Source organism: Nocardioides sp. JCM 18999 (genome assembly GCF_055391175.1).
The window spans coordinates 3465766-3490484 of record NZ_AP043887.1 but is presented as its reverse complement, the minus strand read 5'-3'; the positions used below and the strand labels follow the sequence as shown (position 1 = coordinate 3490484).

The 24719-nt window shown below is 68.7% G+C and carries 18 protein-coding genes and 1 tRNA gene; 15 read left to right on the top strand and 4 right to left on the bottom strand.

Annotated features, from left to right (window positions below; translation table 11 throughout):
- Positions 1 to 87: 87 nt before the first annotated feature.
- Positions 88 to 171: transfer RNA gene (locus ACZ5J1_RS17285), tRNA-Leu, on the top strand.
- Positions 172 to 675: 504 nt separating this feature from the next.
- Here the strand turns inward: ACZ5J1_RS17285 and ACZ5J1_RS17280 are convergent.
- A complete protein-coding gene (locus ACZ5J1_RS17280) occupies positions 676 to 1296 on the bottom strand; it encodes a TetR/AcrR family transcriptional regulator (protein ID WP_464560777.1) in 621 nt (206 codons plus the stop codon).
- Positions 1297 to 1422: 126 nt separating this feature from the next.
- Here ACZ5J1_RS17280 and ACZ5J1_RS17275 point away from each other — a divergent pair, with 126 nt between their 5' ends.
- Complete coding sequence (locus ACZ5J1_RS17275; RefSeq protein WP_464560776.1) at positions 1423 to 2637, top strand: FAD-dependent oxidoreductase; 1215 nt, start codon at positions 1423 to 1425, stop codon at positions 2635 to 2637.
- Positions 2638 to 2663: 26 nt separating this feature from the next.
- Here the strand turns inward: ACZ5J1_RS17275 and ACZ5J1_RS17270 are convergent, their stop codons facing one another.
- Entirely contained in the window at positions 2664 to 3938 is a 1275-nt protein-coding gene (locus ACZ5J1_RS17270; RefSeq protein WP_464560775.1) for an ROK family protein, read from the bottom strand.
- 253 nt (positions 3939 to 4191) lie between these two features.
- Between ACZ5J1_RS17270 and ACZ5J1_RS17265 the strand changes: the two genes are divergently transcribed.
- From ACZ5J1_RS17265 to ACZ5J1_RS17215, 11 genes are read left to right on the top strand one after another with little or no spacing between them, the layout of a single operon-like run.
- The gene (locus ACZ5J1_RS17265; RefSeq protein ID WP_464560774.1) at positions 4192 to 5721 is read left to right on the top strand and encodes an ABC transporter substrate-binding protein; all 1530 of its coding nucleotides are present in this window, start codon (positions 4192 to 4194) and stop codon (positions 5719 to 5721) included.
- Positions 5621 to 6736 (top strand): ABC transporter permease, encoded by a 1116-nt coding sequence (locus ACZ5J1_RS17260; protein ID WP_464560773.1) that lies wholly within the window; start codon positions 5621 to 5623, stop codon positions 6734 to 6736. Before ACZ5J1_RS17265 ends, ACZ5J1_RS17260 begins: the two co-directional genes overlap by 101 nt.
- Complete coding sequence (locus ACZ5J1_RS17255) at positions 6733 to 8514, top strand: dipeptide/oligopeptide/nickel ABC transporter permease/ATP-binding protein (protein WP_464560772.1); 1782 nt, start codon at positions 6733 to 6735, stop codon at positions 8512 to 8514. Before ACZ5J1_RS17260 ends, ACZ5J1_RS17255 begins: the two co-directional genes overlap by 4 nt.
- Positions 8511 to 9356, top strand: coding sequence for an ATP-binding cassette domain-containing protein (locus tag ACZ5J1_RS17250; protein WP_464560771.1), 846 nt, complete (start codon positions 8511 to 8513; stop codon positions 9354 to 9356). Before ACZ5J1_RS17255 ends, ACZ5J1_RS17250 begins: the two co-directional genes overlap by 4 nt.
- A gap of 56 nt (positions 9357 to 9412) precedes the next feature.
- Positions 9413 to 10480, top strand: coding sequence for a Gfo/Idh/MocA family protein (locus ACZ5J1_RS17245; RefSeq protein ID WP_464560770.1), 1068 nt, complete (start codon positions 9413 to 9415; stop codon positions 10478 to 10480).
- The gene (locus tag ACZ5J1_RS17240) at positions 10477 to 12051 is read left to right on the top strand and encodes a GMC oxidoreductase (protein ID WP_464560769.1); all 1575 of its coding nucleotides are present in this window, start codon (positions 10477 to 10479) and stop codon (positions 12049 to 12051) included. The genes ACZ5J1_RS17245 and ACZ5J1_RS17240 overlap by 4 nt, the downstream gene beginning before the upstream one ends.
- A gap of 1 nt (position 12052) precedes the next feature.
- Positions 12053 to 13351: a C-glycoside deglycosidase beta subunit domain-containing protein gene (locus tag ACZ5J1_RS17235; RefSeq protein ID WP_464560768.1), complete on the top strand. Its 1299-nt coding sequence runs from the start codon at positions 12053 to 12055 to the stop codon at positions 13349 to 13351.
- Positions 13348 to 16269 (top strand): glycosyl hydrolase, encoded by a 2922-nt coding sequence (locus tag ACZ5J1_RS17230; RefSeq protein WP_464560767.1) that lies wholly within the window; start codon positions 13348 to 13350, stop codon positions 16267 to 16269. Before ACZ5J1_RS17235 ends, ACZ5J1_RS17230 begins: the two co-directional genes overlap by 4 nt.
- On the top strand, positions 16266 to 17759 hold the full coding sequence (locus ACZ5J1_RS17225) for a glycoside hydrolase family 43 protein (protein WP_464560766.1): 1494 nt from the start codon (positions 16266 to 16268) through the stop codon (positions 17757 to 17759). Before ACZ5J1_RS17230 ends, ACZ5J1_RS17225 begins: the two co-directional genes overlap by 4 nt.
- Positions 17756 to 18760 (top strand): sugar phosphate isomerase/epimerase family protein, encoded by a 1005-nt coding sequence (locus ACZ5J1_RS17220; RefSeq protein WP_464560765.1) that lies wholly within the window; start codon positions 17756 to 17758, stop codon positions 18758 to 18760. Before ACZ5J1_RS17225 ends, ACZ5J1_RS17220 begins: the two co-directional genes overlap by 4 nt.
- Positions 18757 to 20235, top strand: coding sequence for an MFS transporter (locus tag ACZ5J1_RS17215; RefSeq protein WP_464560764.1), 1479 nt, complete (start codon positions 18757 to 18759; stop codon positions 20233 to 20235). Before ACZ5J1_RS17220 ends, ACZ5J1_RS17215 begins: the two co-directional genes overlap by 4 nt.
- Here the strand turns inward: ACZ5J1_RS17215 and ACZ5J1_RS17210 are convergent.
- Positions 20203 to 21408: an MFS transporter gene (locus tag ACZ5J1_RS17210; RefSeq protein ID WP_464560763.1), complete on the bottom strand. Its 1206-nt coding sequence runs from the start codon at positions 21406 to 21408 to the stop codon at positions 20203 to 20205. The genes ACZ5J1_RS17215 and ACZ5J1_RS17210 overlap by 33 nt on opposite strands.
- A 94-nt stretch (positions 21409 to 21502) precedes the next feature.
- A complete protein-coding gene (locus tag ACZ5J1_RS17205; protein ID WP_464560762.1) occupies positions 21503 to 22426 on the bottom strand; it encodes a LysR family transcriptional regulator in 924 nt (307 codons plus the stop codon).
- 144 nt (positions 22427 to 22570) lie between these two features.
- Here ACZ5J1_RS17205 and ACZ5J1_RS17200 point away from each other — a divergent pair, with 144 nt between their 5' ends.
- Together ACZ5J1_RS17200 and ACZ5J1_RS17195 are read left to right on the top strand one after the other, a co-directional pair.
- A complete protein-coding gene (locus ACZ5J1_RS17200; protein WP_464560761.1) occupies positions 22571 to 23701 on the top strand; it encodes an FAD-dependent monooxygenase in 1131 nt (376 codons plus the stop codon).
- A gap of 31 nt (positions 23702 to 23732) precedes the next feature.
- Positions 23733 to 24719: a VOC family protein gene (locus ACZ5J1_RS17195; protein WP_464560760.1), complete on the top strand. Its 987-nt coding sequence runs from the start codon at positions 23733 to 23735 to the stop codon at positions 24717 to 24719.

Below are 24719 nucleotides of genomic sequence, written 5' to 3'. Positions count from 1 at the left end.
TTGGCCCCGTCGGTGTCGCCTCGCGGGCTGGTGGCGCCCCCGGTTTGGGTCCTGAGCCCGCGCTCGGTTAGTCTTCGGATGCTTCAAGCGCGAGTGGCGGAATAGGCAGACGCGCACGGTTCAGGTCCGTGTGTCCGAAAGGACGTGGGGGTTCAACTCCCCCCTCGCGCACGCTTGATGGGGATATCCCCGAAACAAGAGCCAGGTTGGACACCGGTCCAATCTGGCTCTTGTGCTTTCCGAGCGAGTCGGTGGCCATCCCTGGGGCTACTTGGCCGGGTCGGGTCCGCAGCCAGCGGGCTTCCTATCGGGCACTGCAGCGAACGCGATCCTGTCTGCGGGTGCCCCCATGTCAACGTCGCTCCGGATATGAGCCGAGCCGGCAGCTCTCCCTGACTTTGGAGGCGGCGATCGACGATGAGGCTGCACGCCTGGCCGCGTTCGAGGATCCGGCTGAGGCGGTGCGTGCAGTCTCTGACCCGTTCATCGCGCTCGAGGACGCTCTCGAGGTGCTCGCAGGGCCGCGGCTTGCCGCAGTCGCGAAGCTGTACCGACCGCATGGCTCCTACGGTGAGGTCGCGAAGGTGACTGGTTTGTCGAAGACGCGAGTCGCACACCTCTACAAAGAAGCCCGCAGCCGCGGCCTGTAGGGCGAGTAAGCCGTTCGGGGAGGGGTCAGGCGTGCGTCCAGGCGCCGACCGCGACCGACTTCAAGCCTTCGATGAACGCGTCGTCCTCGACAGGAGCGGGCATGGCGAAGTCGGGGCCGAAGCCGGTGCGCAGCACCAGTGCCCCGAAGACCATGTGGAAGACCGCGGCCCGGGTCGGTGCCTGGGACGCGGGAGTCACCGATGCCGTCAGCTGATCGAAGAGTTCGGCCAAGGCCGTGCTCGACCCGACACCCTGGTCGCGGACGGTCGCGTTCGTCGCCGAGATGACAATGACCGCGTGCAAGAACCCACGGTGGGTCAGGAAGATCCGCGCGATCGTCTCGACCGCTGCCCCGACCACCTCCTCGACGGAGGCGATCTCCCGCGTTGACGACTCGGCGCGCACCGACTCCTCGACCACCCGGATCTGCTCGATCCCGTGCTCGTATACGGCCAGGAAGAGCGCGTCCTTATTAGGTGCCCGTCGATAGATCGTCGGGGGAGTCACGCCGGCACGATCGCAGACGGCGGCAATGGTGAACCCCTCACTGCCGCCCTCGGAGAGCACGGCGACGCCCGCATCCAGGACGCGCGCCCACGCCTCGCGACTCCGCTGCTGCTGGGCGGGGCGGACGGTGAGCTCCATGGCGCCAGTCTCCCTGATCGGACCTGCGGCTGACCTCTGACCCATCGGGTGCGCCCTCCTTGACATCCCGTGACCGGCATCACAGACTGGATAAACCGTAATGCTAGTTACCGTTAGGATTCAAGAATGAACGACGCGGAAGTGCCGTCGCCAGCCGGGCGAGTGGCAGTGATCGGATCGGGGCCGGCCGGCATGGCCGCCGCGCTCTCGGTGGCCCAGGCCGGACATCACGTCAAGGTCTTCGAGCGCTACCGCGAAGCCCGGCCCGCCGGAAACATCCTCAACCTGTGGCCACCGCCGCTGAAGGCCCTGGGAGCCATGGGGGTGGACACCGACGACCTCGGTGCACCGTGCCACGTGCAGTTCCGCAACCTCCACGGGAAAGTGCGCGTCGATGTCAAGCTCGCCCGCGAGGTGCAGGAGGAGTACCACGGCAGCTTCATCGGGCTGCTGCGGCCCGACCTCTACGAGCGGATGCTCGCGGCCGTTCCTCCCGGAGTCATGCAGTTCAACCGGAACGTCGAGCGGCTCAGTCGGGACGCCGACGCGGTCACCCTCCACTTCGACGACGGCAGCCAGGAGCAGTACGACGTCGTGATCGGCGCCGACGGCATCGACTCACTGGTGCGACGGACCTTGTGGGGTGACGCACCGAAGCGGGAGCACCGGCTCCACATCTTCGGGGGCTACACGTTCGACTCACCCGTCGGGGCGGTACCTGGCGAGGCGGTCCTCACCCATTCGCGCACCGTGCAGGGCAGCTGGACGGCGATCCGCTCGAAGGGGCGTGACGGGTATCAGTGGTGGGTGCTCGAGGCAGTTGACCCGGACGCTCCGGCGCCCGACGACCCGCATGCAGCGGCGACCCGACTGGGTGCCGAGTTCCCCGCGCCGCTACCGGGCCTCATCGCATCGACCGATCCGGAGCACGTGCAGCGGTGGGTGCTTCGCGACCGACCCGCCTTGCCGCAGTGGTCACAGGGCCGCGCCACCCTGGTCGGCGACGCGGCGCACCCCACGTCGCCGTACGCCGCCTATGGAGCGGGGATGGCGATCGAGGACGGATTCTTCGTGGGGCGTGCCTTGCGTGGTGTCGACCTGACCGATGCCGGGGCCGTCTCCGCGGCGCTGCAGGCCTACGAGGACCCGCGCAAGCCGCACACCGCGCAGCAGGTGAAGCTCGCCTACATGAACGGGAAGATCTTCCACCACACCCCGGCGCCGCTGAGGCCGGTCCGTGACTTCATCATGGACCGCACTCCCTTCCTGCAGAAGGTGGTCGGCGACGCTAGCCCGGGGGAGATCATGAAGCAGCTCGCGCTGATCGACGCAGCGATCTAGCTGGGCGTTCGGGGAGGGTACGCCGGTCAGGCGATGGCGGTGCGGTGGAGCATCGCCGCGTGACCGACCGGAGTGCCCTCCTCGATCCAGAGGCCCACCGACGAAGGGCTGAAGAGCTGCTCGATCGCAAGCAGGGCGGCGCCGATGACGCCCTCGCGGAAGTCGAGCGAAGCGCTCCGGACCACCAGATCGCTCCCCGCCAGATCGCTGGTCCGCTGGACCAACGTGCGCCTGAACCGGTCGACGACCTCGGGCCCGATACGCAGCGCTCCCCCGCCCAGCACCACAGTGCCCGGGTTGGCGAAGCTGACCAACGTGGCCACGGTCCGCGCGATCGCGTCCAGGCCCTCGTTGACTGCAGTCGAGGCCAGTGGATCACCGGCCGCCGCGGCGAGACCGATGTCCTGCGGGGTCAGGTTCCGTCCCTGCTTGAGCACTGCGGCGAGTGCTGGACTGGCCGCGGCCTGTGGCGTCAGCCGCTGGACCAATCCCCAGCCACCGGTGACAGCCTCGAGACACCCCGTCCGCCCGCATCGGCAGCGCAGGTCCGGGGCTTCACTGACCTGGATGTGGCCGATGTCGCCAGCCGCGCCGTTGTGACCACGGAAAACCGTGCCGTGGGAAACGAGACCGGCGCCGATGCCCATGTCGACCAGGATGTAGAGCAGGTCGTTGCCGTCGCTGGGCGTTCCCTTGTGCCATTCGCCCAACGCCATCACGTTCACGTCGTTGTCCACCCACACTGGAGCGTCGTAGCGCTCGCGGAACCAGGAGCGGACGTTGAATCCGTTCCATCCCGGCATGATCGGCGGTGCGACCAGGGCTCCGGTAGAGAAGTCCACCGGGCCGGCGACGCCGATCCCGAACGCCCAAGGCCGCGTCCGGGTCCGCTGGGCCAGCCGGGCAAACATGGCGTCGAGCCGTTCGAGGCTCTCGTTCGGACGGTCGGCCGACTCCCAGTCGACATGGGCGAAGTCGATCAGCGTGCCGTCGAGCGTTGTGACCGCAGCGGACATCTCGGTGGCGCCGATCACAGCGGAGTACACGTGACCCGCCTCGCTGCGCAACGTCAGCGTCCGGGACGGTCGGCCTCCCTGCGAGGGGGCCATCGCGCCGTCCTCGAGGAGGCCGACCTCCATCGCCTGCCGCACCCGCTGCGCGATCACCTTGCGGCCCAGCCCGGTCTCACGCTCGAGCTCGGGCCGGGTCACGGCCTGCCCGGTCCGGACGAGGTTGATCAACCGCCCGTAGATGAACGCATCCTGGGGGGAGGGAGCTGAGGAGACAGCTGTGGTCGTCACAGCAGCAGATCGTAATGTTCGGCAGGGCCAAAAGAGAAGGGTATCTCGCGACCGACTCCTCGGTGAGACCGCGGCGTTCGTGACATCACCCCGGTGAATGGGCTGGATCAGCAGGGTGCATGATGTGACCGTTGACATACGTGCCAAGCGAACATAAGTTGGAGAAAGTGATCGGGACCACATGCCCCGAACGCCTCTCGGAAACATCCACTCTGTACGCGGTCATGGCCGCCCGAGTTCTTCGGAGACACACATGCGAAGGTTGATTGGCGCGGCGGTCGTCGCGTCCCTGGTTGCTGCCACGGCGGCTTGTGGAAGCTCGTCGGGTGGCACCACCAATGGGGCCTCCACCGACTCGTTCACCCTGGCCGCGATCACGCCGCCATCCTCGTTCGCCATCGGCGCTATGGCCTCCAGCGGCCCCGAGGACCCGTACTACCAGGCCGTCTACGACAAGCTCCTCAGCGTCGGCACCGACGGTCAGCCGCAGGCCGACCTCGCCACCGAATGGACCTCCGGCGACAACGGCATGAGCTTGAACCTGACCTTGCGCGAAGGGGTGAAGTTCACCGACGGAGCGGCCTTCGACGCCGACGCGGTCAAGGCGAACCTCGAGCACGCCAAGGCGGCCAAGGGCGAGGCGGCCTCCGCGCTCGGATCCGTCACGAGCGTCGAAGTGGTCGACCCGACCCACGTCACACTTCAGCTCAACCGTCCCGACCCGGGCCTGACCGCGGCGCTGGCCCGCAGCTCCGGCTACATGGCCAGCCCGAAGGCGCTCGACTCCGCCGATCTGGCCACGAAGCCCGTCGGCTCCGGCCCCTACGTCCTGGACGCCAAGCAGAGCACCGCCGGCAGCGTCTACGTCTACACCCGCAACGAGGACTACTGGGACAAGGACGCCTTCCCGTACGACAAGCTCACCGTCCGCTACATCGAGGACATGAGCGCGACGGTCAACGGTCTGCGTTCTGGCCAGATCGACGCGACCGCGACCCAGGCCAGTGACCTGCTCGCCGCCGCGAAGCAGGCGAACCTGAACGTCAAGACCTTCTTCGGCGGCGGCCTTGACGGCCTCTACCTCTGGGACCGCGACGGCAAGATCGCCCCGGCTCTGAAGGACGTTCGTGTCCGTCAGGCGATCAACTACGCCACCAACCGCGACGCGATCCTCAAGTCCGTGAAGGGCGGCCTCGGCACCGTCACCGCCCAGGTCTTCCCGGAGGGATCCCTGGGCTATGACGAGGCGCTCGACAACGCCTACCCGTACGACCTGGACAAGGCCAAGCAGCTGATGGAAGAGGCCGGGTACGCCGACGGCTTCACGATCACGCTCCCCGACTTCTCGCCGGTCTACCCCGACGAGCAGGCTGCGATGACCGAGCTGCTCAAGTCGATCAACATCACGGTGAAGTACAAGCCGATCACGGGCGACCAGGTCGTCGGAAGCATCATGGGTGGGCAGTGGCCGCTGAACTACTTCACGCTCACCACCTCGTCGCCGTACGAGCTCATCGGCCTCACCATGACCGACCAGTCACCGTTCAACCCGTTCAAGAACAGCGACCCGGAGCTCACGAAGCTGATCAACGCGGCGTACGCCGCCACCGGCGACGACCAGGACGCCGCGCTCCAGGCGGTCAACAAGTACGTCGTCGACCAGGCGTGGTTCGCCCCGTGGGATGCCGTCGAGAGCGCGGCCATCACGGCCAAGGGCATCGACGTCACCACCGTGCCGGGCGTCAGCGTCCCGCCGCTGTCGGCCTACCAGCCGGCCAGCTGATCCCGTCCCCGCGTCCGCGGTCCTCAGAGGCCGCGGGCGCGGGGGCACACCAGATCCAACCCTCGGAGTTACCGTGTTCACCTTCCTGCTTCGCCGAATCGCTTCAGGCGTCGCCCTCGTCTTTGTCACGGCGACGGTCACGTTCTTCCTGACAGCCATGACCGGATCGGATCCGGCCCGCCGGATCCTCGGCCCCACCGCGACCCTCGACGAGGTCGCGGCGAAGCAGGCCGAGCTCGGCCTCGACCAGCCCGTCCTCCAGCGCTACTTCGACTGGTTGGGCGGTGTCCTCCACGGCGATCTCGGTATCTCCTGGTTCACCAACGAGTCGGTCACCACGCTCGTCTGGGCGGCCCTGCCGGTCACGCTTTCCCTCGTGGTCAGCGCCATCGTGCTGACGGCACTGATCAGCGTCGTGCTGGGTGTGGTCTCGGCCGTCCGCGGGGGATGGCTCGACAACGCCGTCCAGGTGCTCTCCATCGTCGGCTTCGCGATCCCCAGCTTCCTCGTCGGCCTCCTGCTCTCGGTGGTCTTCGCCGTCCAGCTCGGCGTCCTACCGGCCATCGGGTACACGCCGCTGAGCGTCGACCCTGCCGGGTGGCTGACCTCGATCACGCTCCCGGCCGTCGCGCTCACCGTCGGTGCCGTCGCGACCGTGTCCACCCAGACCCGCGGCTCGATGATCGAGGTGCTCAACCAGGACTACGTGCGGACGCTTCGCAGCCGTGGCCTACCGACCCGGAGCATCCTGCTCAAGCACGCACTACGCAATGCAGCCCCGGCATCCCTGACGATCCTCTCCCTGCAGTTCATCGCGCTGATCAGCGGTGCCGTCGTGATCGAGAAGGTCTTCGGACTCAACGGCATCGGCCAGCTCGCCACCTCGGCGGCCAGCCAGGGCGACGTTCCGCTCATCCTCGGCGTGGTCCTCCTCGTCGTCACCCTCGTCGTCATCGTGAACCTGCTCGCCGACCTCCTGCTCGGCTGGCTCAACCCCAAGGTGCGCATCGCATGAGCCTCTCCACCGATCCGTCCACGGCGGCCACCCTCGGCCACGCCATCGACCCCGAGATCAGACGCGCTGGCCTGCTCAAACGCCTCCTGCGCATTCCCACCGCCGTCATCGCGCTGGCGTGGCTCGCGGTGGTCATCGCCGCTGCCGTCCTCGCTCCGTTGTTGACCTCGCAGAGCCCCACCGACTCCGACATCGCCAATGCCCTGGCCCCGATGGGCGCCGGGCACCCGCTCGGGACCGACGGTGTCGGGACCGACGTCTGGGCCCAGCTGCTCTACGGCGCCCGCACCAGCCTCGTCGGTGCGCTGATTGTCGTGGTCGTCGCACTCCTGGTCGGCCTGCCTGCCGGACTGATCGCCGGCTACTTCCGTGGCCGCTTCGACGGCATCTCAACCTGGATTGCCAGCCTGCTGATGGCCCAGCCCGCGATCATCATCCTGCTCGTCGTCCTGACCCAGGTCGGGCGCAACACCGCCCTGGCGATGCTCGTCTTCGGATTCATCATCGCCCCCGGTGTCTTCCGGCTGGTCCGTGCCTCGGTGATCGCCGTGCGCGAAGAGCTCTTCGTCGACGCGGCGCGGGTCTCAGGCCTCACCGACCCCCGGCTGATCCGCCGTCACATCCTCCCGGTGGTCGTCGCTCCGACGGTGATCCAGATGTCGCAGATCCTCGGCATCGCAATCGTGGTTCAGGCCGGCCTGGAGTTCCTCGGTCTCGGCTCGGCCAACCAGGCCAGCTGGGGCGGCATGCTCAACGACGCCTTCCAGAACATCTACACCGCACCCCGACTGCTGGTCTGGCCCGCACTCGCGATCATTCTCACGGTCACCGCATGCGCTCTCCTGGGCAACTCCCTGCGGGACGCGCTCGGGGGTTCCCCCGCCCCGCGCCGCCGCCGGAAGCGAACGTCCGCTGGAAGCGCAGCCGCCGCTCTGCCTGGAGAGACCGGGGATGATGTCGCCCTGCAGATCGACAACCTCGTTGTGTCCTACCCGGGTACCGCGGGGGACCGGGAGGTCGTCCACGGAATCTCCTTGGCGATCCGCAAGGGCGAAGTCCTCGGCCTGGTCGGGGAGTCGGGCTCGGGCAAGTCACAAACGGCCTTCTCCGTGCTCGGGCTGCTGCCCGACGCGGCTTCGATGACCGCCGACCAGATCCAGTTCCACGGCGAGGACCTCACGGGGCTCTCCGGAGCCGCGATGAACCGGCTCCGTGGTCGACGTATCGGATACATCCCGCAGGAGCCGATGTCGAACCTCGACCCGTCCTTCCGGATCGGGTCGCAGCTCATCGAGCCCATGCGGCACCACCTCGGACTCTCCCGCAAGGATGCGAAGGCGGAAGCTCTCCGGCTCCTCGAACGGGTGGGCATCCGCGACTCCGAACGGGTCTTCAACGCCTACCCCCATCAGATCTCGGGTGGCATGGCGCAGCGCGTCCTCATCGCCGGTGCCGTCTCCTGCAACCCCGAGCTTCTGATCGCCGACGAGCCCACCACCGCACTCGACGTCACCGTCCAGGCGGAGGTGCTCGACCTGATCCGTGAGATCCAAGCCGAGCGTGAGATGGCCGTCCTGCTGGTGACCCACAACTTCGGTGTGGTCGCTGACATCTGCGACACCGTCGCGGTCATGCGGGAAGGCCTGATCGTCGAGGTGGCGAGCGCTGCCGACCTCTTCTCCGACCCACAGGACCCGTACACCCGGATGCTTCTCGACAGCTCCGTCGAGGGCGCGCCGGCCCGCAAGCCCCTGCCAGTGATGGGAGTCAGCCGATGACCGAGACCCCGCTCCTCGAGGTCGACCACCTCGCCGTCGAGTACGACGTCAAGGGATTCCGTCGTTCACCGATCCGTGTCCTGCACGGAGTCTCCCTCGACGTACGTCGGGGGGAAACCCTCGGTCTGGTCGGTGAGTCCGGCTCGGGCAAGACCACGCTCGGTCGCGCCGTTCTCGGCCTCGCGCCGGTGGCCGACGGTGAGATCCGTTTCGAAGGCCGGACGATTTCCGGCCTGGGCAAGAAGGAGCGCCGGGCGCTGAGCAGCGACATCCAGGTCGTGTTCCAGGACCCGTACACGTCGCTGAACCCGGCGATGACGATTGGCGACATCCTTGCCGAACCGCTCGCCGCAGGCGGCGTCACCAAGGGTGAGGCGCGCCAGAGGGTCAAGGACCTCCTCGACTCCGTCCACCTGCCCGCCGACGCCGCGCAGCGCTTGCCGCGCGAGTTCTCCGGCGGTCAGCGCCAGCGCGTCGCCATCGCCCGGGCCTTGTGCCGCGAGCCGAAGCTGATCGTCTGCGATGAACCCGTCAGTGCCCTCGACCTCTCTACCCAGGCCCGGGTCCTCGACCTCTTCGTCGAGATCCAGGAGCGCACCGGCGTCGCCTACCTCTTCGTCAGCCACGACCTCGCCGTCGTGCGCCACATCGCTCACCGGGTGGCGGTGATGTACCGCGGCGAGATCGTCGAGCTCGGCGACGGCGACACCGTCACATCGACGCCCGAGCACCCCTACACGCAGAAGCTCCTGCTCGCCTCGCCGGTCCCTGACCCGGTTGCGCAGGCAGCCCGTCGGGCTCGGCGTCTCGACGCCGCATCGTCGCGGGGCGATGCAGCGTGATGTCCACGACGCACCCTTCACGACGGGTCGGGGCCGGAATCATCGGAACCGGATTCATGGGGGAGGTCCACAGTCGAGCGATTCGACGGTCAGGAGCGGAACTTCGACGAATCGTCGGAGTCGATCTCGGGCAGAGCCGTAAAGCCGCGCAACGTCTCGGGATCGACCTCGTCACCGAGGATCTCGACACGCTGCTGGGCGATCCGGACATCGACGTCGTTCACGTGTGCACCCCCAACGCCACGCATGCCGACCTCGCCCGAGCGGTGATTGCGGCGGGCAAGCACGTGATCTGTGAGAAGCCCCTCGCCGTCACCGCGGCCGAAGCCGCCGACCTCACGGAACGCGCCGACCGCGCAGGAGTCGTCGCAACGGTTCCGTTCGTCTACCGGTTCTATCCGATGGTCCGAGAGGCACGGGCCCGACTCGCTTCCGGTACCTCCGGTGAGATCCGCCTGCTTCACGGGTCCTATCTGCAGGACTGGCTCGCCGAGAGCGACGACGACAACTGGCGTGTCTCGGCCGAGCACGGTGGGTCGTCACGAGCATTCGCCGACATCGGAGTCCACTGGTGCGACCTCCTCGAGTTCGTCACCGGTCACCGGATCGCTCGGGTCACCGCCCGCACTCTCATCGCGGTCCCCGAACGGTCAGGACGAAAGGTCACCACGGAGGACGCCGCCGTTCTCCTGCTCGAGACCGACCAGGGCGCCACAGGCACGCTCACGGTCAGCCAGATCAGTCCCGGGCGGAAGAACAGGCTCTGGTTCTCGGTCGACGCAGCTCGGGAGAGCCTGTCGTTCGACCAGGAGAATCCTGAATCGCTCTGGGTCGGCGGCCGCCAGGTCAACCAACAGCTTCTACGAGGCGTTGCCTCGCGCCCTGACGTCGCGCCCTACGCGATCCTTCCGTCCGGCCATCCCCAGGGTTACCAGGACTGCTTCGACGCCTTCGTCCGCGACACCTACACCGCCCTCGGTGGGCCGGTGCCGGACGGTCTCCCGACCTTCGCCGACGGGCTGCGTGCCGCCCGGATCACTGAAGCGGTGATCGAGTCTGCCGCCACCGGCACCTGGGTCGACATCGACGACACCCGCACCTCTGAACAGGAACTCATCGCATGACCAGGAACTACCCCCGATCAGTTGACGTCGCCATTGTCGGCAGTGGCCCTACCGGCGCCGCCTACGCCCGCATCCTCAGCGAGCTCAGCCCCGACGTCACGGTCGCGACCTTCGAGGTCGGGCCGCAGCTGACCGCCACGCCGGGAATGCACGTCAAGAACATCAGCGACCTCACCGAGCGTGCGGTCGCGCAGCGCCGCTCCGAGGGACCCGCCGCGCAGAGCACCGGTGGCCCCGTCGACACGATGGACGGGTACGCCGACGCGGCACCGCGCTTGGTCCGCCCCGGCACCTTCCTCCTGCCCGACGGCTACCGCCAGGAGGGTGAGGACGGTCTGCCCGCGGCGGCGATGTCGAGCAACGTCGGTGGCATGGGCGCGCACTGGACCGGTGCCTGCCCGCGGCCCGGTGGCCAGGAGCGGATCGCGTACCTCGACACCGACGGACAGCTCGACGAGCTGCTCGACGAGGCCGAGCGGCTGCTCAGCGTCGACGCCCGGGCGTTCGACGACGCTCCGTTCTCGGCCGAGGTCCGCAAGCGGCTCGGCGACGTCCTCGACACCGCTCGCAGCGAAGACCGGCGCGTGGCCTCGATGCCATTGGCAGTCGTCCGCCACGACGACGGCAGCCTCACCTGGTCCGGATCCGATGCCGTCTTCGGCGAGGCCACCCGGAACAACCCGAACTTCCAGCTCTTCGACGAGTCCCTCGTCGTTCGCGTCCTGACCGATGGAGCCAGGGCTGCCGGGGTGCGAGTCCGTGACCTGCAGTCGGGCGAGGAGCACGACGTAGCGGCCCGATTCGTAGTCGTCGCAGGAGACAGCCTTCGCACTCCCCAACTCCTCTGGGCGTCCGACATCCGTCCGCGCGCCCTCGGCCGCTACCTCAACGACCAGCCGCAGACCGTCTACGCCGTTCGTCTCCGCGACGTCGATGCGGACGAGGTCGCTGACGACGCACCCGAAGCGCCGGCGATCACCAAACAAAGCGGGGTCAACTGGGTTCCGTTCACCGACGACGAGCCGTTCCACGGCCAGGTGATGCAGCTCGACGCCTCGCCCGTGCCCCTCGCCGGAGACGAGCCGACCCGCGGCACGATCGTCGGGCTGGGCTGGTTCTGCGCCAAGGACCTGCAGGAGTCCGACCGGGTCGAGTTCGACGACGACGCCGTCGACGCCTACGGGATGCCGAAGATGCGGATCCACTACACCCTCAGCGAGGCCGACCGCCGCTCGATCGAGGCGTCCCGCGCGTCGATCCTGCGCGCTGCGGCCGCCCTGGGTGAGCCGCTCGACGACTCGGCCCCCCTGACCTTCCCGCCCGGCGCCTCCTTGCACTACCAAGGCAGCGTCCGGATGGGTGCCGTCGACGACGGCACCTCGGTGTGCGGCCCAACGTCCGAGGTGTGGTCCGTCGCCGGCCTCTTCGTCGCAGGCAACGGGGTCATCCCGACCTCAATCGCCTGCAACCCCACCCTCCTGGCTGTCGCCCTCGCAGTCGGCGGAGCCCGCGACATCTCGGCCCGAATGGCCACCCCACTCACCTCTCGCTCCGGCGAGGAAAGGAACTGACATGCTCGAACGGAACGTCATCCAGGGACGCGGCTTCCGCAACGTCGTCGAGGGCGGACAGGTCACGGGCTTCCAGTTCGACCTGCGCAACCCGAACTACCGTGGCGGCTGGGCCAGCCTCGTTGACGGCGTCGAGGTGATCATCGACGGCGAGAAGATCGAGAGCCACGTCCCGCTGTGGACCCTGCAGGGCCGGACCTTCACCCGAGACGAGCTCCGCGCCAGCGACCTGCGCTGGAGCCTCGACGAGCTCGCCCGGATCACCGTGCCCAAGCCCGGCGGGCTGAGCACCGGTGTCCACCAGGTCGAGGCCACGGTGTTCATCCGGCGCTCCTACTTCCCGCCGATGATCGAGCGTTCCTCCTTCAGCGCCGACCGGAGCGCCGTTATCGTGCCGCCCGCCCCTGCGGGCGACCTGAAGTGGTGCGTCTCGACCTACAGCTACGCCCAGGACATCAACACCCTGATGACGCTCGAGGACGTGCTCGCCGACGTCGCCGACCTGGGCGCGACCGGCATCGAGATCCTGGGTGAGGGCAACGTGCCGAGCTACCCGACGCCGGACGCCGCCTGGGTGGACCACTGGCACGGCCTCGTGCAGCGCTTCGGCCTGACCCCGACCAACTTCGGCTCCTGGGTCGACACCACCCGGTGGCACGACCGGGCGCTCACCGCTGAGGAGGCGACTGCCCAGCTTCAGCTCGACCTGCGTCTGGCCCACCAGCTCGGGTTCACGTCTGTGCGACCCAAGTTCGGTGTCACGTCCTGGCACCTCGACCCGCACCCGGTGTGGCGCGACGCAGTCCTGCGCTCCCTCGATCTCGCCGCCGATCTCGACGTTGTGATCTGCCCCGAGATCCACGCTCCCACGCCGATCAAGCACCCGGTCACCCAGGGCTACATCGACCTGATCGAGGAGACCGGCAGCGAGCATTTCAAGCTGCTCATCGACACCGGCATCTTCCAGACCGCACCCGTGCTCGAGAACGCTGAGGACATCGAGGTGATCGACGGGGGCGACATCCCCGAGCACCTCCGCCCGCTCAACGTCCCGATGGAGGACCTGCGCGAGGTGCTGCCGCACGTGCACTTCATCCAGGCGAAGTTCTTCGACATCGATGACGACCTGCACGACCTGCACATCCCGTGGGAGCCGATCCTCTCCACGCTGCGCGAGGCCGGCTGGTCGGGCTGGCTCTCGAGCGAGTACGAAGGCCGCCGCGACCCGTACCGCGGCGCGGACCAGGTCCGTCGCCAGCACGCTCTCCTGCGACGCCTGGTCGGTGCCGCCACGCCATGAGCACCACCGCGCTCGGCCCGCTCGCTGACGACCTGCGGAGCCCGTCCCGCCCCCACCGGCCAGGAATCCGGTGGTGGTGGGCGGCACCTCTCGTCGCCCAGGAGGCGGTCCGGGAGCTTCGCGCGATCGCCGAGGTCGGCTTCGGCGAGGTCGAGATCGCCTTCTCGCCCGATTCCTGGGCGACCTCGGGTCAACGGGAAAAGCTGGCCGTCGTCTTGGCCGAGGCAGACACCCTCGGCGTCGTCGTCTCGATGACGATGGGCGCCTCCTGGCCCGTCCGCACACCGAACTCCGGTGAGGGCACGGGGTACGCCGCCCAGGAGCTGCAATACGGACGCCTCGACCTGGCAGCGGGGCAACCCTGGGCCGGTCCCCCTCCGGCACCGTTCGACGCCGAGGAGTTCGACCAACCCCGTCGACTGGTCAACGTCGTGGCCGCTCGCGTGCTCGAGGACGGCTCGCGGCCGGCACTCCGCCCGGCCGCCGAGCGACCGCGGTGGGGCTCCCCAGTCCGGCCGACCGCTACGTCGACTGTCCTGGACCCCGGATCCCTCGTGGCGGTCGACGGCGCCACCGCGGAGCACGTCGCATGGACGCCGACCGACGACGGCCACTGGGTCCTCATCGCCAGCTGGTCCCGGGAGAACCGCGAGCACAACGCCAACCCGTTCGACGCCGAGGCAGCCCGTGCGGTGACCTCGTACCTCGACGAGCACCAGCTCGGCGCCGAGGCGACTGGTCACGTCGACGCCTCGCGGGGCGACTTCTTCGAGGACTCCCTCGAGCTCAATGCCGTCTCGGTCTTCTGGACGCCGCGACTCCTGGAGGAGTTCGCAGCCCGTCGTGGTTACGACGTCGCGCCGCTCCTGCCGCTGCTCTTCGTCCACGGCATGTCGAACTACTGGGTCCCCGACACCGAGCCGACACCTGACTTCACCCTCGCCGACGGCACGGCCGAGGCGGTCCGTCGCGACTACTACCGCACCCTGACCGACCTCTACGTCGACGAACACCTGGCGGCGTACCAGGAGTGGGCGCAGACTCACGGTCGCACCTTCAAGGCCCAGGTCTCCTACGGGCAGAACCTCGAACCGATGCGCAGTGCCCGGAAACTCGCCGCGCTCGGTGGTCACGTCGAGACCGAGTCACTCAACTCCGGAGACCGGGCACCGGTCCGGTCGACGCACCCGACGTGGAGGTTCGCGCTGGACCACCAGCGCTGCCTGGTCAGCGGCGTCCACCAGGCCGGACACACGCGCCTGTCCACGGAGCTCGGCGCCCAGTTCCTCAAGACCTACGAGCTCGACCTCAGCGACTACCGCGAGCTCATGGACAAGGCATGGTCCGTCGGCGTCTCGCGCCCCTATGTGCACGGTTTCGCCTATCAGCCTCCCGATGCGGAGTGGCCGGGCCAGCAGCGCTTCGGTGACTTCACCAGCGAGAGCTGGAACGACCGGCACTTCCCGCAGTGGTCCGCGTGGTCGAACCTCACCGCCTACTGGACGCGCGGCACACAGGTCCTCGAGAGCGGCATCGCTCGCGCCGATGTCGCGATCTACCGCGATGGCTTCCTCACCTCCGCCGCTCGAGGGTTCGCCACCCCGGACACCGAGGGCCTGAGCCCGCGGCACCTCGCCGACGCCCAGGGGCTCGAGGAGGACGGGTACGTCGTCCAGTTCGTCGACCCGGTGCTCCTCGAGGACGTCGAGTACGACGCCAACGGCACGCTGCTTCCCGCCACGGTCGGCTACCGGGCCGTCGTCATCGCCGACCGCGTGGTCTCCGTGCGGGCACTGAACCGGTTGGTCGGGGCCGCGCAGTCGGGACTCCGGATCGTCTTCCTCGGCGACTTGCCGACGACCCCGGTCTCGCACGGGGATGCCGACACCGACCTCGGAAACACCCTCGCCCAACTCCTCGCGCTGCCGAGCGTCGTCCGAGTGGAGACGGCCGCCGACGTCGCTGGCGCACTCGCCGATCTGTCGCTCTCGCCCCGGGTCGACACCCGCGGAACCCACCTCCTGGTTCAGGTCCGCGACCTGGATTCCCGCCGCGTGGCGCTGCTCTACAACCCGGCCGACCAGCCGGTCCGGGCCGCGGTCAACATCGAAGGGGCCGGCATCCCGTCGGTCATCGACCTGTGGACCGGTTCGGTCACCGCGTGTGTGCAGTACCGCGCCGACCAACAACGCACGACCGTTCCGGTGGTCGTGCCGCCCCGGGGCTGCACGGTCATCATTCTCGACCTCACCCGCGACCCGGCGGCCGGCGACGCTCCGTTGCACGTGGTCGACGAGATGCCCCATCGAGTCCACCATGTCGAAGGGCAGCTCGTCCTCCGGGCCGAGACGGCCGGCACCCGGCGACTCCGCCTCTCCGACGGCTCGGAGGCACGCGTCATCGCTCGCCCCGCCGAGCGCACGGTCGCCTCTGTGGGTCCCTACACCTGGCGGCTCGATGTCACGACGGTAGAACCCACCGGGCAGAGTCGCACGATCCGCATTGACGAGCTGCCCACACTCGCCGACTGGCGCGCGCTCGGTGAACTCGCAGGAGAGGCAGGCACCGGGACCTACGAGGGGACATTCACCATCCCCGCGGACTGGTTCGGCGCAGACCGCGGCGTTGAACTCGATCTCGGCCACGTCGCCGGCACCGCCCGAATCCAGGTCAACGGCCAGAACGTCGCCGACCTGGTCGGCGAGAGTCGACGGGTCGACGTCACGCCTCAGCTCCGCCCCGGTGCCAACACGCTGCGCGTCGTAGTCGCCTCCGTCCTCCGCAATGCCGTCACCCACCACCGAGGCACAAGCACGCGAACCGCGGAGGTCGGCCTCCGCGGCCCCGTCACGTTCACGCCGTACGTGGACGTCCCGATCAGCACCACAGCCCAGCACCGCCGAAAGGACACTCAATGAGTGAGCAGCGCCCCGTCATCCCGGGGTTCCACCCGGATCCCAGCATCTGCCGAGTGGGGGACGACTACTACCTGGTGAATTCGAGCTTCGAGTACGCCCCGGGCGTCCCGGTCTTCCACTCCACCGACCTGAGCTCGTGGACGTTGATCGGGCACGCCCTCAGTCGCCCCGGTCAGCTTGACGTCTCCAAGGCCGGCCCGTCGGGTGGCATCTTCGCCGCGACGATCCGGCACCACGACGGCCGGTTCTGGATGATCACCACCAACTGGGCCGACAACGGCGGCCAGCTGATCTCCTGGGCCGAGGACCCCGCCGGTGAGTGGTCGGACCCGGTCCGGATCCCGTCGGCGATCGGCATCGATCCCGACCTTGCCTGGGACGATGACGGCACCTGCCTCATGACGTACGCCGGCTTCGGCCCGAACGGCGGGGAAGGCATCGTCCAGTCCGCCATCGACCCGCTGACAGGGGAGGTGCTCACGGAGCGCCGGTGGCTGTGGGCCGGTGCGGGTGGCAAGTTTCCTGAGGGACCGCACCTGTACCGGATCGGTGCGTGGTGGTACCTCCTCGTGGCCGAGGGTGGCACCGAGCGCGGTCACGCGGTCACCATCGCGCGGGGTCCGTCCCCGCAGGGCCCCTTCGAGGGCTGCCCGGCCAACCCGATCCTCACTCGTCGCGGCTCCGACGACCCGGTGCAGTCCACCGGCCACTCCGACCTGGTGCAGCGTCCCGACGGAAGCTGGGCGATCGTCTACCACGGTGTCCGTGCCAGGGGTTCGAGCCCTGAGTGGCACGTGCTGGGTCGAGAGACCTTCGCGGATCACGTCGAGTGGGTCGACGGCTGGCCGCGGCTCACCACACACATCGACCCGCCGTCGACCGCTGCCGAGACTGTTTGGACGCTTGGCTCCGGTGACCTTCCGGCCGACTGGGTCGGCCAGGAGTGCTTCCCCGAGCAGGTGATGTCCCGCGTCGGTGGCACCTGGACGGTGACGGCGAGCGAGCACCCTTCCTTCGTCGGCCGCCGCCAGGAGCACCTCGTGATGAGCGTCCGCGCGCAGCTGGGCGGAGAAGGTGTCGGCGGGATCTCCGTCCGGATCGATCCGCGGCACGCGCTGGGCCTGGAGCGTGACGGCGACCGGGTTCGCTCGGTCTGGTCCGTTGGCGACGTGCGCCACGTTCTCAGCGAGCACGACGTCGAGGACGGCGACGTTCTCGAGCTCGCCAGCCGGGCCTCCGACGGGCACGAGTACTCGACGTCCCGCGGTCCCGACACCCTCGCTGCCGCGATCCTCCGAGACGGCCGTCGCATCGACCTCGGCGCGATCGACGGCCGTTACGTCTCCACGGAAGTTGCCGGCGGCATGACCGGTCGGATGGTCGGCGTCGACTGCCGGTCCGGGACCGTCTCGATCGACCTCTTCGAGTACCACGGGGAGTCCGATGCCGCCGAGCACTTCGACGGCTGGGTGGAAGGCGTGGTGGCATGAGTCGCCCGATCACGCTGTTCACTGGCCAGTGGGCCGACCTGCCGTTCGAGGAGGTTGTCCGGCTCGCCTCGGGCTGGGGCTACGACGGTCTCGAGGTCGCCTGCTGGGGCGACCACCTCGACCCGTGGCTCGCGGCCGAGGACGACTCCTACGTCCGCTCGAAGCTGGACCTGCTGGAGAAGTACGGGCTGCAGCTGCACGCGATCTCCAACCACCTCAAGGGTCAGGCGGTCTGCGACGACCCGATCGACGCACGCCACCGGGCGATCCTGTCCGACCGGATCTGGGGTGACGGCGACCCTGAGGGCGTCCGCCAGCGGGCCGCGGAGGAGATGAAGGTGACCGCCCGCGCCGCGCAACGGCTCGGCGTGAAGACGGTCGTCGGCTTCACCGGCTCCTCGATCTGGAAGTACGTGGCCATGTTCCCGCCCGCGACCGACGAGATGATCGCCGCCGGCTACCGCGACTTCGCCGACCGGTGGAACCCGATCCTCGACGTCTTCGACGAGTGCGGGGTGCGGTTCGCCCACGAGGTGCACCCCTCGGAGATTGCCTACGACTACTGGACGACGAAGGCGACGCTGGAGGCGATCGGGCACCGGGAGGCGTTCGGCCTCAACTGGGACCCGAGCCACATGATCTGGCAAGACATCGACCCCGTCGGCTTCCTCTGGGACTTCCAGGACCGGATCTACCACGTGGACTGCAAGGACACGAAGCGCCAGACGGGCAACGGCCGCAACGGCCGCCTGGGCTCGCACCTGCCATGGGCCGACCCCCGGCGGGGCTGGGACTTCGTCTCCACCGGGCGCGGTGACGTGCCATGGGAGCAGTGCTTCAGGACGCTCAACGCGATCGGGTACGACGGCCCGATCTCGATCGAGTGGGAGGACGCCGGCATGGACCGTCTCGTCGGTGCACCCGAGGCGCTCGACTTCGTCCGGGCGCAGCTGTTCGAAACTCCGGAGTCCGCCTTCGACGCCGCCTTCAGCACCCGGTGAACGAGGGGACGCTGAGCGCAGCACCGACCGCGGTGGTGTCGCCCCGGCGGCAGACCGCTGTGCTGGTCGTCGCCGGTGCTGTCGCACTGATGACGGTGCTCGACCTCTCGGTGGTGACCGTCGCGCTCCCGGCGATGCAACGTGAGCTCGGGCTCTCGCCCGGTGAGCTTCAATGGGTGGTCAATGCCTACGCCCTGACCCTTGCGGGGTTCCTGCTTCTCGGTGGGCGGGCGGCCGACCTCTGGGGCGCTGAGCTGGTCTTCCAGGTCGGGCTGGTCGTCTTCACTGTCTCCAGTCTGGTCGGCGGCCTGGCCGTCGAGGGGTGGCAGCTGATCGCGGCCCGGGCGGTCCAAGGGGTCGGGGGAGCCGTCCTCGCTCCGGTCACGCTGACCCTGCTGACCCGGACGTTCCGCGAACCGCAGGAACGCGCCCGAGCTCTGGGGATCTGGGCCGCCGTGGCGGGCATCGGTGGCGCTCTCGGCGGTGTCGTCGGCGGCCTGCTCACCGGGCTGCTCAACTGGCGCTGGGTCTTGATGGTCAACGTCCCTGTGGGCGTCGCGCTTATGGTCGCCGCTCTCCTGGTCTTTCCGATCAGTCGGAGCCAGGGCGGCCGCGGACGGCTCGATATCCCTGGTGCCATCACCGTCACCGGTGCTTCCGCCGCGCTCATCGGTGGGATCACCGCCGCCGAGGGTCGCGGGTGGGCTGACCCGCTCACCGTCGCGCTGATCGCCGCCGCGGTCGTCCTGGCGCTCGGCTTCGTCGCGATAGAACGTCGAGTCCCCGCACCGCTGGTGCCGCTGTCGATCTTCCGGATCCACTCCCTGCTCCTGGCCAATACGCTCTCGCTGCTGACCGGCGGGGTCGTGGGTGCGACGTTCTTTGTCCTGTCGCTCCACCTGCAGAATGTCCACGACTCCACGCCAGTGGCGACCGGCTTCCTGCTGCTGCCCGGCGCGATCGGAATCAGCCTGGGTGCCCGGTTGGCGCCCCGGTTGCTGCGTCACCAGTCGCACCGCAATGCCTATCTGATCGGGGTGGGACTGACCGTGGTCGGACTGATCTGGCTGGGTGCAGTGGTGGGAACCGAGGCCTCCCCGATCCACGTCCTCGCTCCGTCGTTCGTCGCGATGGCCGGGTGTGGGTTCTCGGGCCTCCCGCTGACGTTGTCGGCGCTGGTCGACGTTCCCGAGGACCGGGTCGGGCTGGCCTCCGGGCTGCTCAACACCTCCCGACAGCTCGGCGGTGCGGTGCTGCTCGCACTCCTGATGACGATCGCCTCAACGATCGCCGCCCCCCAGCACGCCGGTGAACTGAACGCCGGCTACACCACCGCGCTCGCGGTAATGGCGTGCCTGGTCGCGGCCACGGCGCTCGTCGGTGTACGGCTGAACGCCGCCCGGCCCGATCGGGCCGAGCGGCGGTCGGTCGGGCCAGCAGGGTCAGACGTGGGTGGAGCGCCGAGCGCCGAGTAGTGCGGCCGCGGCGGCGGCCAGCGAGAGCAGGCCCACGCTCGCGACCGCGCCTCCGCGGTTGTCGGTTCCCGCCATCACGGCGAGGACGAGGAGTGGGCAGATGAACTCCCCAAGGAAGAGCGCCGAGGTCCAGCGTCCCGTCGCCCGGCCGCGCTGGTCGTAGTCGACGCCCGACAACGCCCACGTGAGCAAGGTCGGGAGCATCAGGCCTGTACCCGCCGAGGCGACTACGGCGCCCACGACGAGCGCCGGGACGGAGTTGGCGAAGCCAGCCGCGATGAGGCCGACGGCGGCGAGGCCGAACGCCACGGTCAGCAGGACGGGGGTCGGACGCCGACCTGCGACCCGGCCGAAGGTGAAGGCGCCGCCCGCGGTGGCCGCAGAGGCGAGCGCGGTGACCGCTCCGATGACCGGGACCTCGTCGATACCGAGGTCGTCGAGGAGGAACGGCACCTGCACGATCGGGGTGTAGAAGACGATCCCGCCCAGCAGGGTCGCCCCGCACGGCAGCAGCAGACGCGACCAGGGCAACGGCGGCAGCGGGGCATCCCCGTCCACCGCAGTCCGAGGTGTGCGCGGCTGCCACAGCAGCGCGGCGGCCAGGACGGCGAAGACCAGACCGCAGGCGTAGAGCCAGAACGGCGTCCGCCAACTGTGGGCGCCGAGCGCGCCGCCCAAGGCGAAGAAGAGCGTGGCCGATATCGAGGCGAAGACCGTCTGGAGACCGAGCCACTGGTCTCGCTCAGGACCGGAGAAGTAGTCGGCGATCATGGTGGTGCAGCAAGTCATGATCGCGGCCTCGGCGACCCCGACACCCGCGCGGCTGAGCAGGATCGCCGGCAGCCCGTCGAGCCAGAGGGGAGCCGTGCCGAAGACCGAGTAGATGACCAGTGCCGTGACGAGGAGGCGCTTGCGTCCGAAGGTGTCGATGATCCGTCCGGCGAACGGTGCCAGCAGAGCGATCATCAGGGCGGGCAGCGTCAGTGCCAGCGGGACGAGCGCCTCGGCCTGGTCGGTGTTGCCGAACGCGTCCTGCATGTTCGGGAGGATCGGGGCCAGGAGTACGGCACCCAGGATGGGCAGACAGCTGATCAGCATCAGCAGGATGCCTTGAGGGCGCCCTGCCTGTCGGGTTCCCGCGACGTCTTCTGCGCGGGCAGTGGTGAAAGACATGGCGAGAATCGTGACGCCGGTCACAGTGCCAGGGAACCGCCAGTCGCTGAGGCTTCGTATCCATGGCGTGAATAGGCCGGTGCGTCAGCCGAGTTCAGGAGGCGCGGACCTCGCTCGCCACAACCCGGAGCTCGGAGCGCAGCCACTGGTGTGCCGGATCGGCGCTGTGGACCGGGTGCCACCAGAACGCCTCCTTGAGCGGCACGACGTCCCAGGGGCAGGGAAGGATTCGAATCTCGGCAGCGGGCTGGAGGCGTTCGGCGAGACGACGCTGGAGGACGGCGACGCGTCGGGTCCCGGTGACTAGGAACGGGATCGGCAGGAAGCTGTCGATCGCAACCTCGACCCGGGGCTCGACCCCGAGCATGGCGAGCTGCCGGGCAGCGGGGGCGAAAGCGGTCGGCAGATCGTAGAGAGACACCCAGGGCAGCGAGCTGAGGGTCGTGAGGTCGAGCTCGTCGCCCACGGCCGGGTTGTCCGCGCTGACGATGCAGACCCACTCGTCGTCGTACAGGTCGGTGAATGGGAGGTCGCTGATCAGGCCGTGAGGGAGCAGGATCCCGTCGACCCCGCGCAAGGTCTCGGCCGCCTCGTCGAGCAGGGTCAGGCCTGGCTGACGCAAGCGCAGGCGCACGCCGGGCGCCGTCTCGGCCAGGCGGCGGCCCAGCGGCTGCCCGAGGATCGTCGCGGCGTAGTCGGAACAGATCAGCGAGAATTCACGGTCCGTCGTCAGTGGATCGAACTCCGGAGCGGCGTCGAAGACCCGCGTGACGATGGCGAGCGCCGCCTCGGTCTGGCTGCGCAGCTGTACGGCCAGCGGGGTGAGCTCATAGGTGTTGCCCGAGCGGTGCAGCAGCTCGTCGTTGAAGTGGCGCCGCAGCCTACGCAGGGCAGCTGAGACGGCCGGCTGGCTCAGGCCCAGGGCCTCGGACGCGCGGGTCACGTTGCGCTCACTCAGCAGCGCCCCAAGGGTCGGGAGCAGGTTCAGGTCGAGGTTGCGCAGGCTGTTCGTCGGCACAGTCGGGCACCCTACGCCCACTATCCATCTGATGGATAGCAGGGATCATCAGGTTGCCCTTCCGTGATGGTGATCACGCGAGAAGAGTGGTCCCCGTCACAAGTTCGGATCCACCGGACTGTTCGATACATCCGGGAGATCCACGTGCCTGCTGTGCGTCATGTCCTCGTCGTCGGCGCGGGTGCCGCCGGTGCCGCCACCGCGATCCTGCTGGCCGAGCAAGGCGTCTCGGTCGACCTCATTGACATCAAGCCCGACGTCAGCGCGCTCGGCTCGGGCATCACACTGCAGGGCAACGCCCTACGCGTCCTGCGTCAGCTCGGCGTGTGGGACGAGGTCTCCGCGCTTGGCTACCCCTTCGACTCCCTGGGCATCCGCCTTCCGGACCCCCAGGCGACCCTGGTCGCCGAGCTGACCGAGATCCGCACCGGCGGGGAGGACCTCCCGGCCACGATGGGGATGTACCGCCCCGACCTGGCCCGCATCCTCGTCGATCGCGCGATCGAGCTCGGCGCCAAGGTCCACTTCGGCACGACGTACACAGAGCTCAGCCAAGACGCTGATGGCGTCGAGGTCACGTTCGCCGACGGTTCGAGCGGCCGGTACGACCTCGTCGTCGGGGCTGACGGCGTTCGCTCGTGGACCCGTCGCCAACTCGGCATCGACCTGGAGACCCGCTCGACCGGGATGGGCATCTGGCGCGTGTTCGCCCCGCGCCCCACCTCGGTGACCCGCACCGACCTCATCTACGGCGGCCGCTGCTTCATCGCCGGCTACTGCCCGACCGGGGAGGACAGCCTCTACGCCTACCTCGTCGAACCGGCGCAGGACCGCAGCACGCTCAGTCCCGAGGAGTCGCTCGCGGTGATGCGTGATCTCGCCGAGAGCTATCACGGCCCCTGGGACGAGATCCGCGACTCCATGACCGACCCGGACCGGATCAACTACACCTGGTTCGAGACCCACGTCCTGGACGAGCCGTGGAACCGGGGCCGCGTGGTGCTCATCGGCGATGCAGCCCACTCGTGCCCTCCGACCGTGGCCCAGGGCGCCGCCCAAGCGCTCGAGGACGCATCCGTCCTGGCCGAGCTGCTGGTCGCCGGCGACGAGCTCACTCCCGAACTCTGGGCGGCCTTCGGTGAGCGTCGCACCGCTCGGGCGAAGGAAGTTGTGGACGCGTCTGTCCAGATCGGGCAGTGGCTCCTCGAGGGCGTCCAGGGCGACGTCCCCGGCGTCATGGGCCGGATCTCCGCGCTCGTCTCCTCGCCCGCCTAACCATCTTCCCCTTCGAAACGAGGACCTCTCGATGACCGAGACCACCGCCAACGCTCCGATCAACGCACCCGTCGACGACAACGGCGAACGCCTCATCACCCACCTGCGCCACGTCGACCTTGCAGTGCCGGACTACGACAAGCAGTTGCAGTTCTACACCGAGACCTGGGGCCTCAAGGCCGAGCACAACGACGAGGGGATCGCCTTCCTCGCCGCCGAGGGCTCACCCGAGCAGTACGCCGTCCGGATCCGCAAGGCCGAGGAGAAGCGCCTCGACCTGATCTCCTTCGGTGCGGCCACGGCCAGCGACGTCGACCGGATGGCCCAGCGCCTGGCCAGCGGCGGCGTCCAGCTGGTCAACGAGCCCGACAAGCTCGACACACCCGGAGGCGGATACGGCTTCCGTTTCTTCGACAACGACGGCCGCACCATCGAGATCTCCTCCGACGTTGCGGTTCGTCAGCACCGCAAGATCGAGGAGGGCGAGTCGATCCCGGTCAAGCTCTCCCACGTCGTGATCAACGGGCCTCGCCCCGAGGAGACCGTCGCGTTCTACGAGAAGTACCTCAAGTTCGCCCTCTCGGACACGCTCACCTCCCCGCACATGGGAAGCGTGATGTGGTTCATGCGGACCAACCCCGCCCACCACAGCCTGGCGATCGCCCGCGGGCCGCACGTCGCGCTTCACCACGCCTCCTTCGAGATGCGCGGCATCGACGAGTACATGCGCGGCACCGGCCGCCTGATGCGCGCCGGCGCCACGAAGATCTGGGGGCCGGGCCGCCACATGGCCGGCAACAACACCTTCAGCTACTTCCTCGACCCGCACGGCAACACCATCGAGTACACGACTGAGCTCGAGGAGCTCGACGAGGACACCTGGCACCCGCATCTCTACGACTTCTCCAACCCCGAGGTCACCGACCAGTGGGGCACGGCCAACCCCATGAACGAGCTGGTCGCCAAGGAGTCCTTCAACGACCCCGACCGCGGCGTCTTCGTCGCGCCTCCGGTCTGA

What these genes read in the sequence shown, in the direction of transcription:
- ACZ5J1_RS17280 (WP_464560777.1), bottom strand. Translation starts at nt 1,296, where the DNA reads ATGGAGCTCACCGTCCGCCCCGCCCAGCAGCAGCGGAGTCGCGAGGCG.
- ACZ5J1_RS17275 (WP_464560776.1), top strand. Translation starts at nt 1,423, where the DNA reads ATGAACGACGCGGAAGTGCCGTCGCCAGCCGGGCGAGTGGCAGTGATC.
- ACZ5J1_RS17265 (WP_464560774.1), top strand. Translation starts at nt 4,192, where the DNA reads ATGCGAAGGTTGATTGGCGCGGCGGTCGTCGCGTCCCTGGTTGCTGCC.
- ACZ5J1_RS17260 (WP_464560773.1), top strand. Translation starts at nt 5,621, where the DNA reads ATGCCGTCGAGAGCGCGGCCATCACGGCCAAGGGCATCGACGTCACCA.
- ACZ5J1_RS17255 (WP_464560772.1), top strand. Translation starts at nt 6,733, where the DNA reads ATGAGCCTCTCCACCGATCCGTCCACGGCGGCCACCCTCGGCCACGCC.
- ACZ5J1_RS17250 (WP_464560771.1), top strand. Translation starts at nt 8,511, where the DNA reads ATGACCGAGACCCCGCTCCTCGAGGTCGACCACCTCGCCGTCGAGTAC.
- ACZ5J1_RS17245 (WP_464560770.1), top strand. Translation starts at nt 9,413, where the DNA reads ATGGGGGAGGTCCACAGTCGAGCGATTCGACGGTCAGGAGCGGAACTT.
- ACZ5J1_RS17240 (WP_464560769.1), top strand. Translation starts at nt 10,477, where the DNA reads ATGACCAGGAACTACCCCCGATCAGTTGACGTCGCCATTGTCGGCAGT.
- ACZ5J1_RS17235 (WP_464560768.1), top strand. Translation starts at nt 12,053, where the DNA reads ATGCTCGAACGGAACGTCATCCAGGGACGCGGCTTCCGCAACGTCGTC.
- ACZ5J1_RS17230 (WP_464560767.1), top strand. Translation starts at nt 13,348, where the DNA reads ATGAGCACCACCGCGCTCGGCCCGCTCGCTGACGACCTGCGGAGCCCG.
- ACZ5J1_RS17225 (WP_464560766.1), top strand. Translation starts at nt 16,266, where the DNA reads ATGAGTGAGCAGCGCCCCGTCATCCCGGGGTTCCACCCGGATCCCAGC.
- ACZ5J1_RS17220 (WP_464560765.1), top strand. Translation starts at nt 17,756, where the DNA reads ATGAGTCGCCCGATCACGCTGTTCACTGGCCAGTGGGCCGACCTGCCG.
- ACZ5J1_RS17210 (WP_464560763.1), bottom strand. Translation starts at nt 21,408, where the DNA reads ATGTCTTTCACCACTGCCCGCGCAGAAGACGTCGCGGGAACCCGACAG.
- ACZ5J1_RS17195 (WP_464560760.1), top strand. Translation starts at nt 23,733, where the DNA reads ATGACCGAGACCACCGCCAACGCTCCGATCAACGCACCCGTCGACGAC.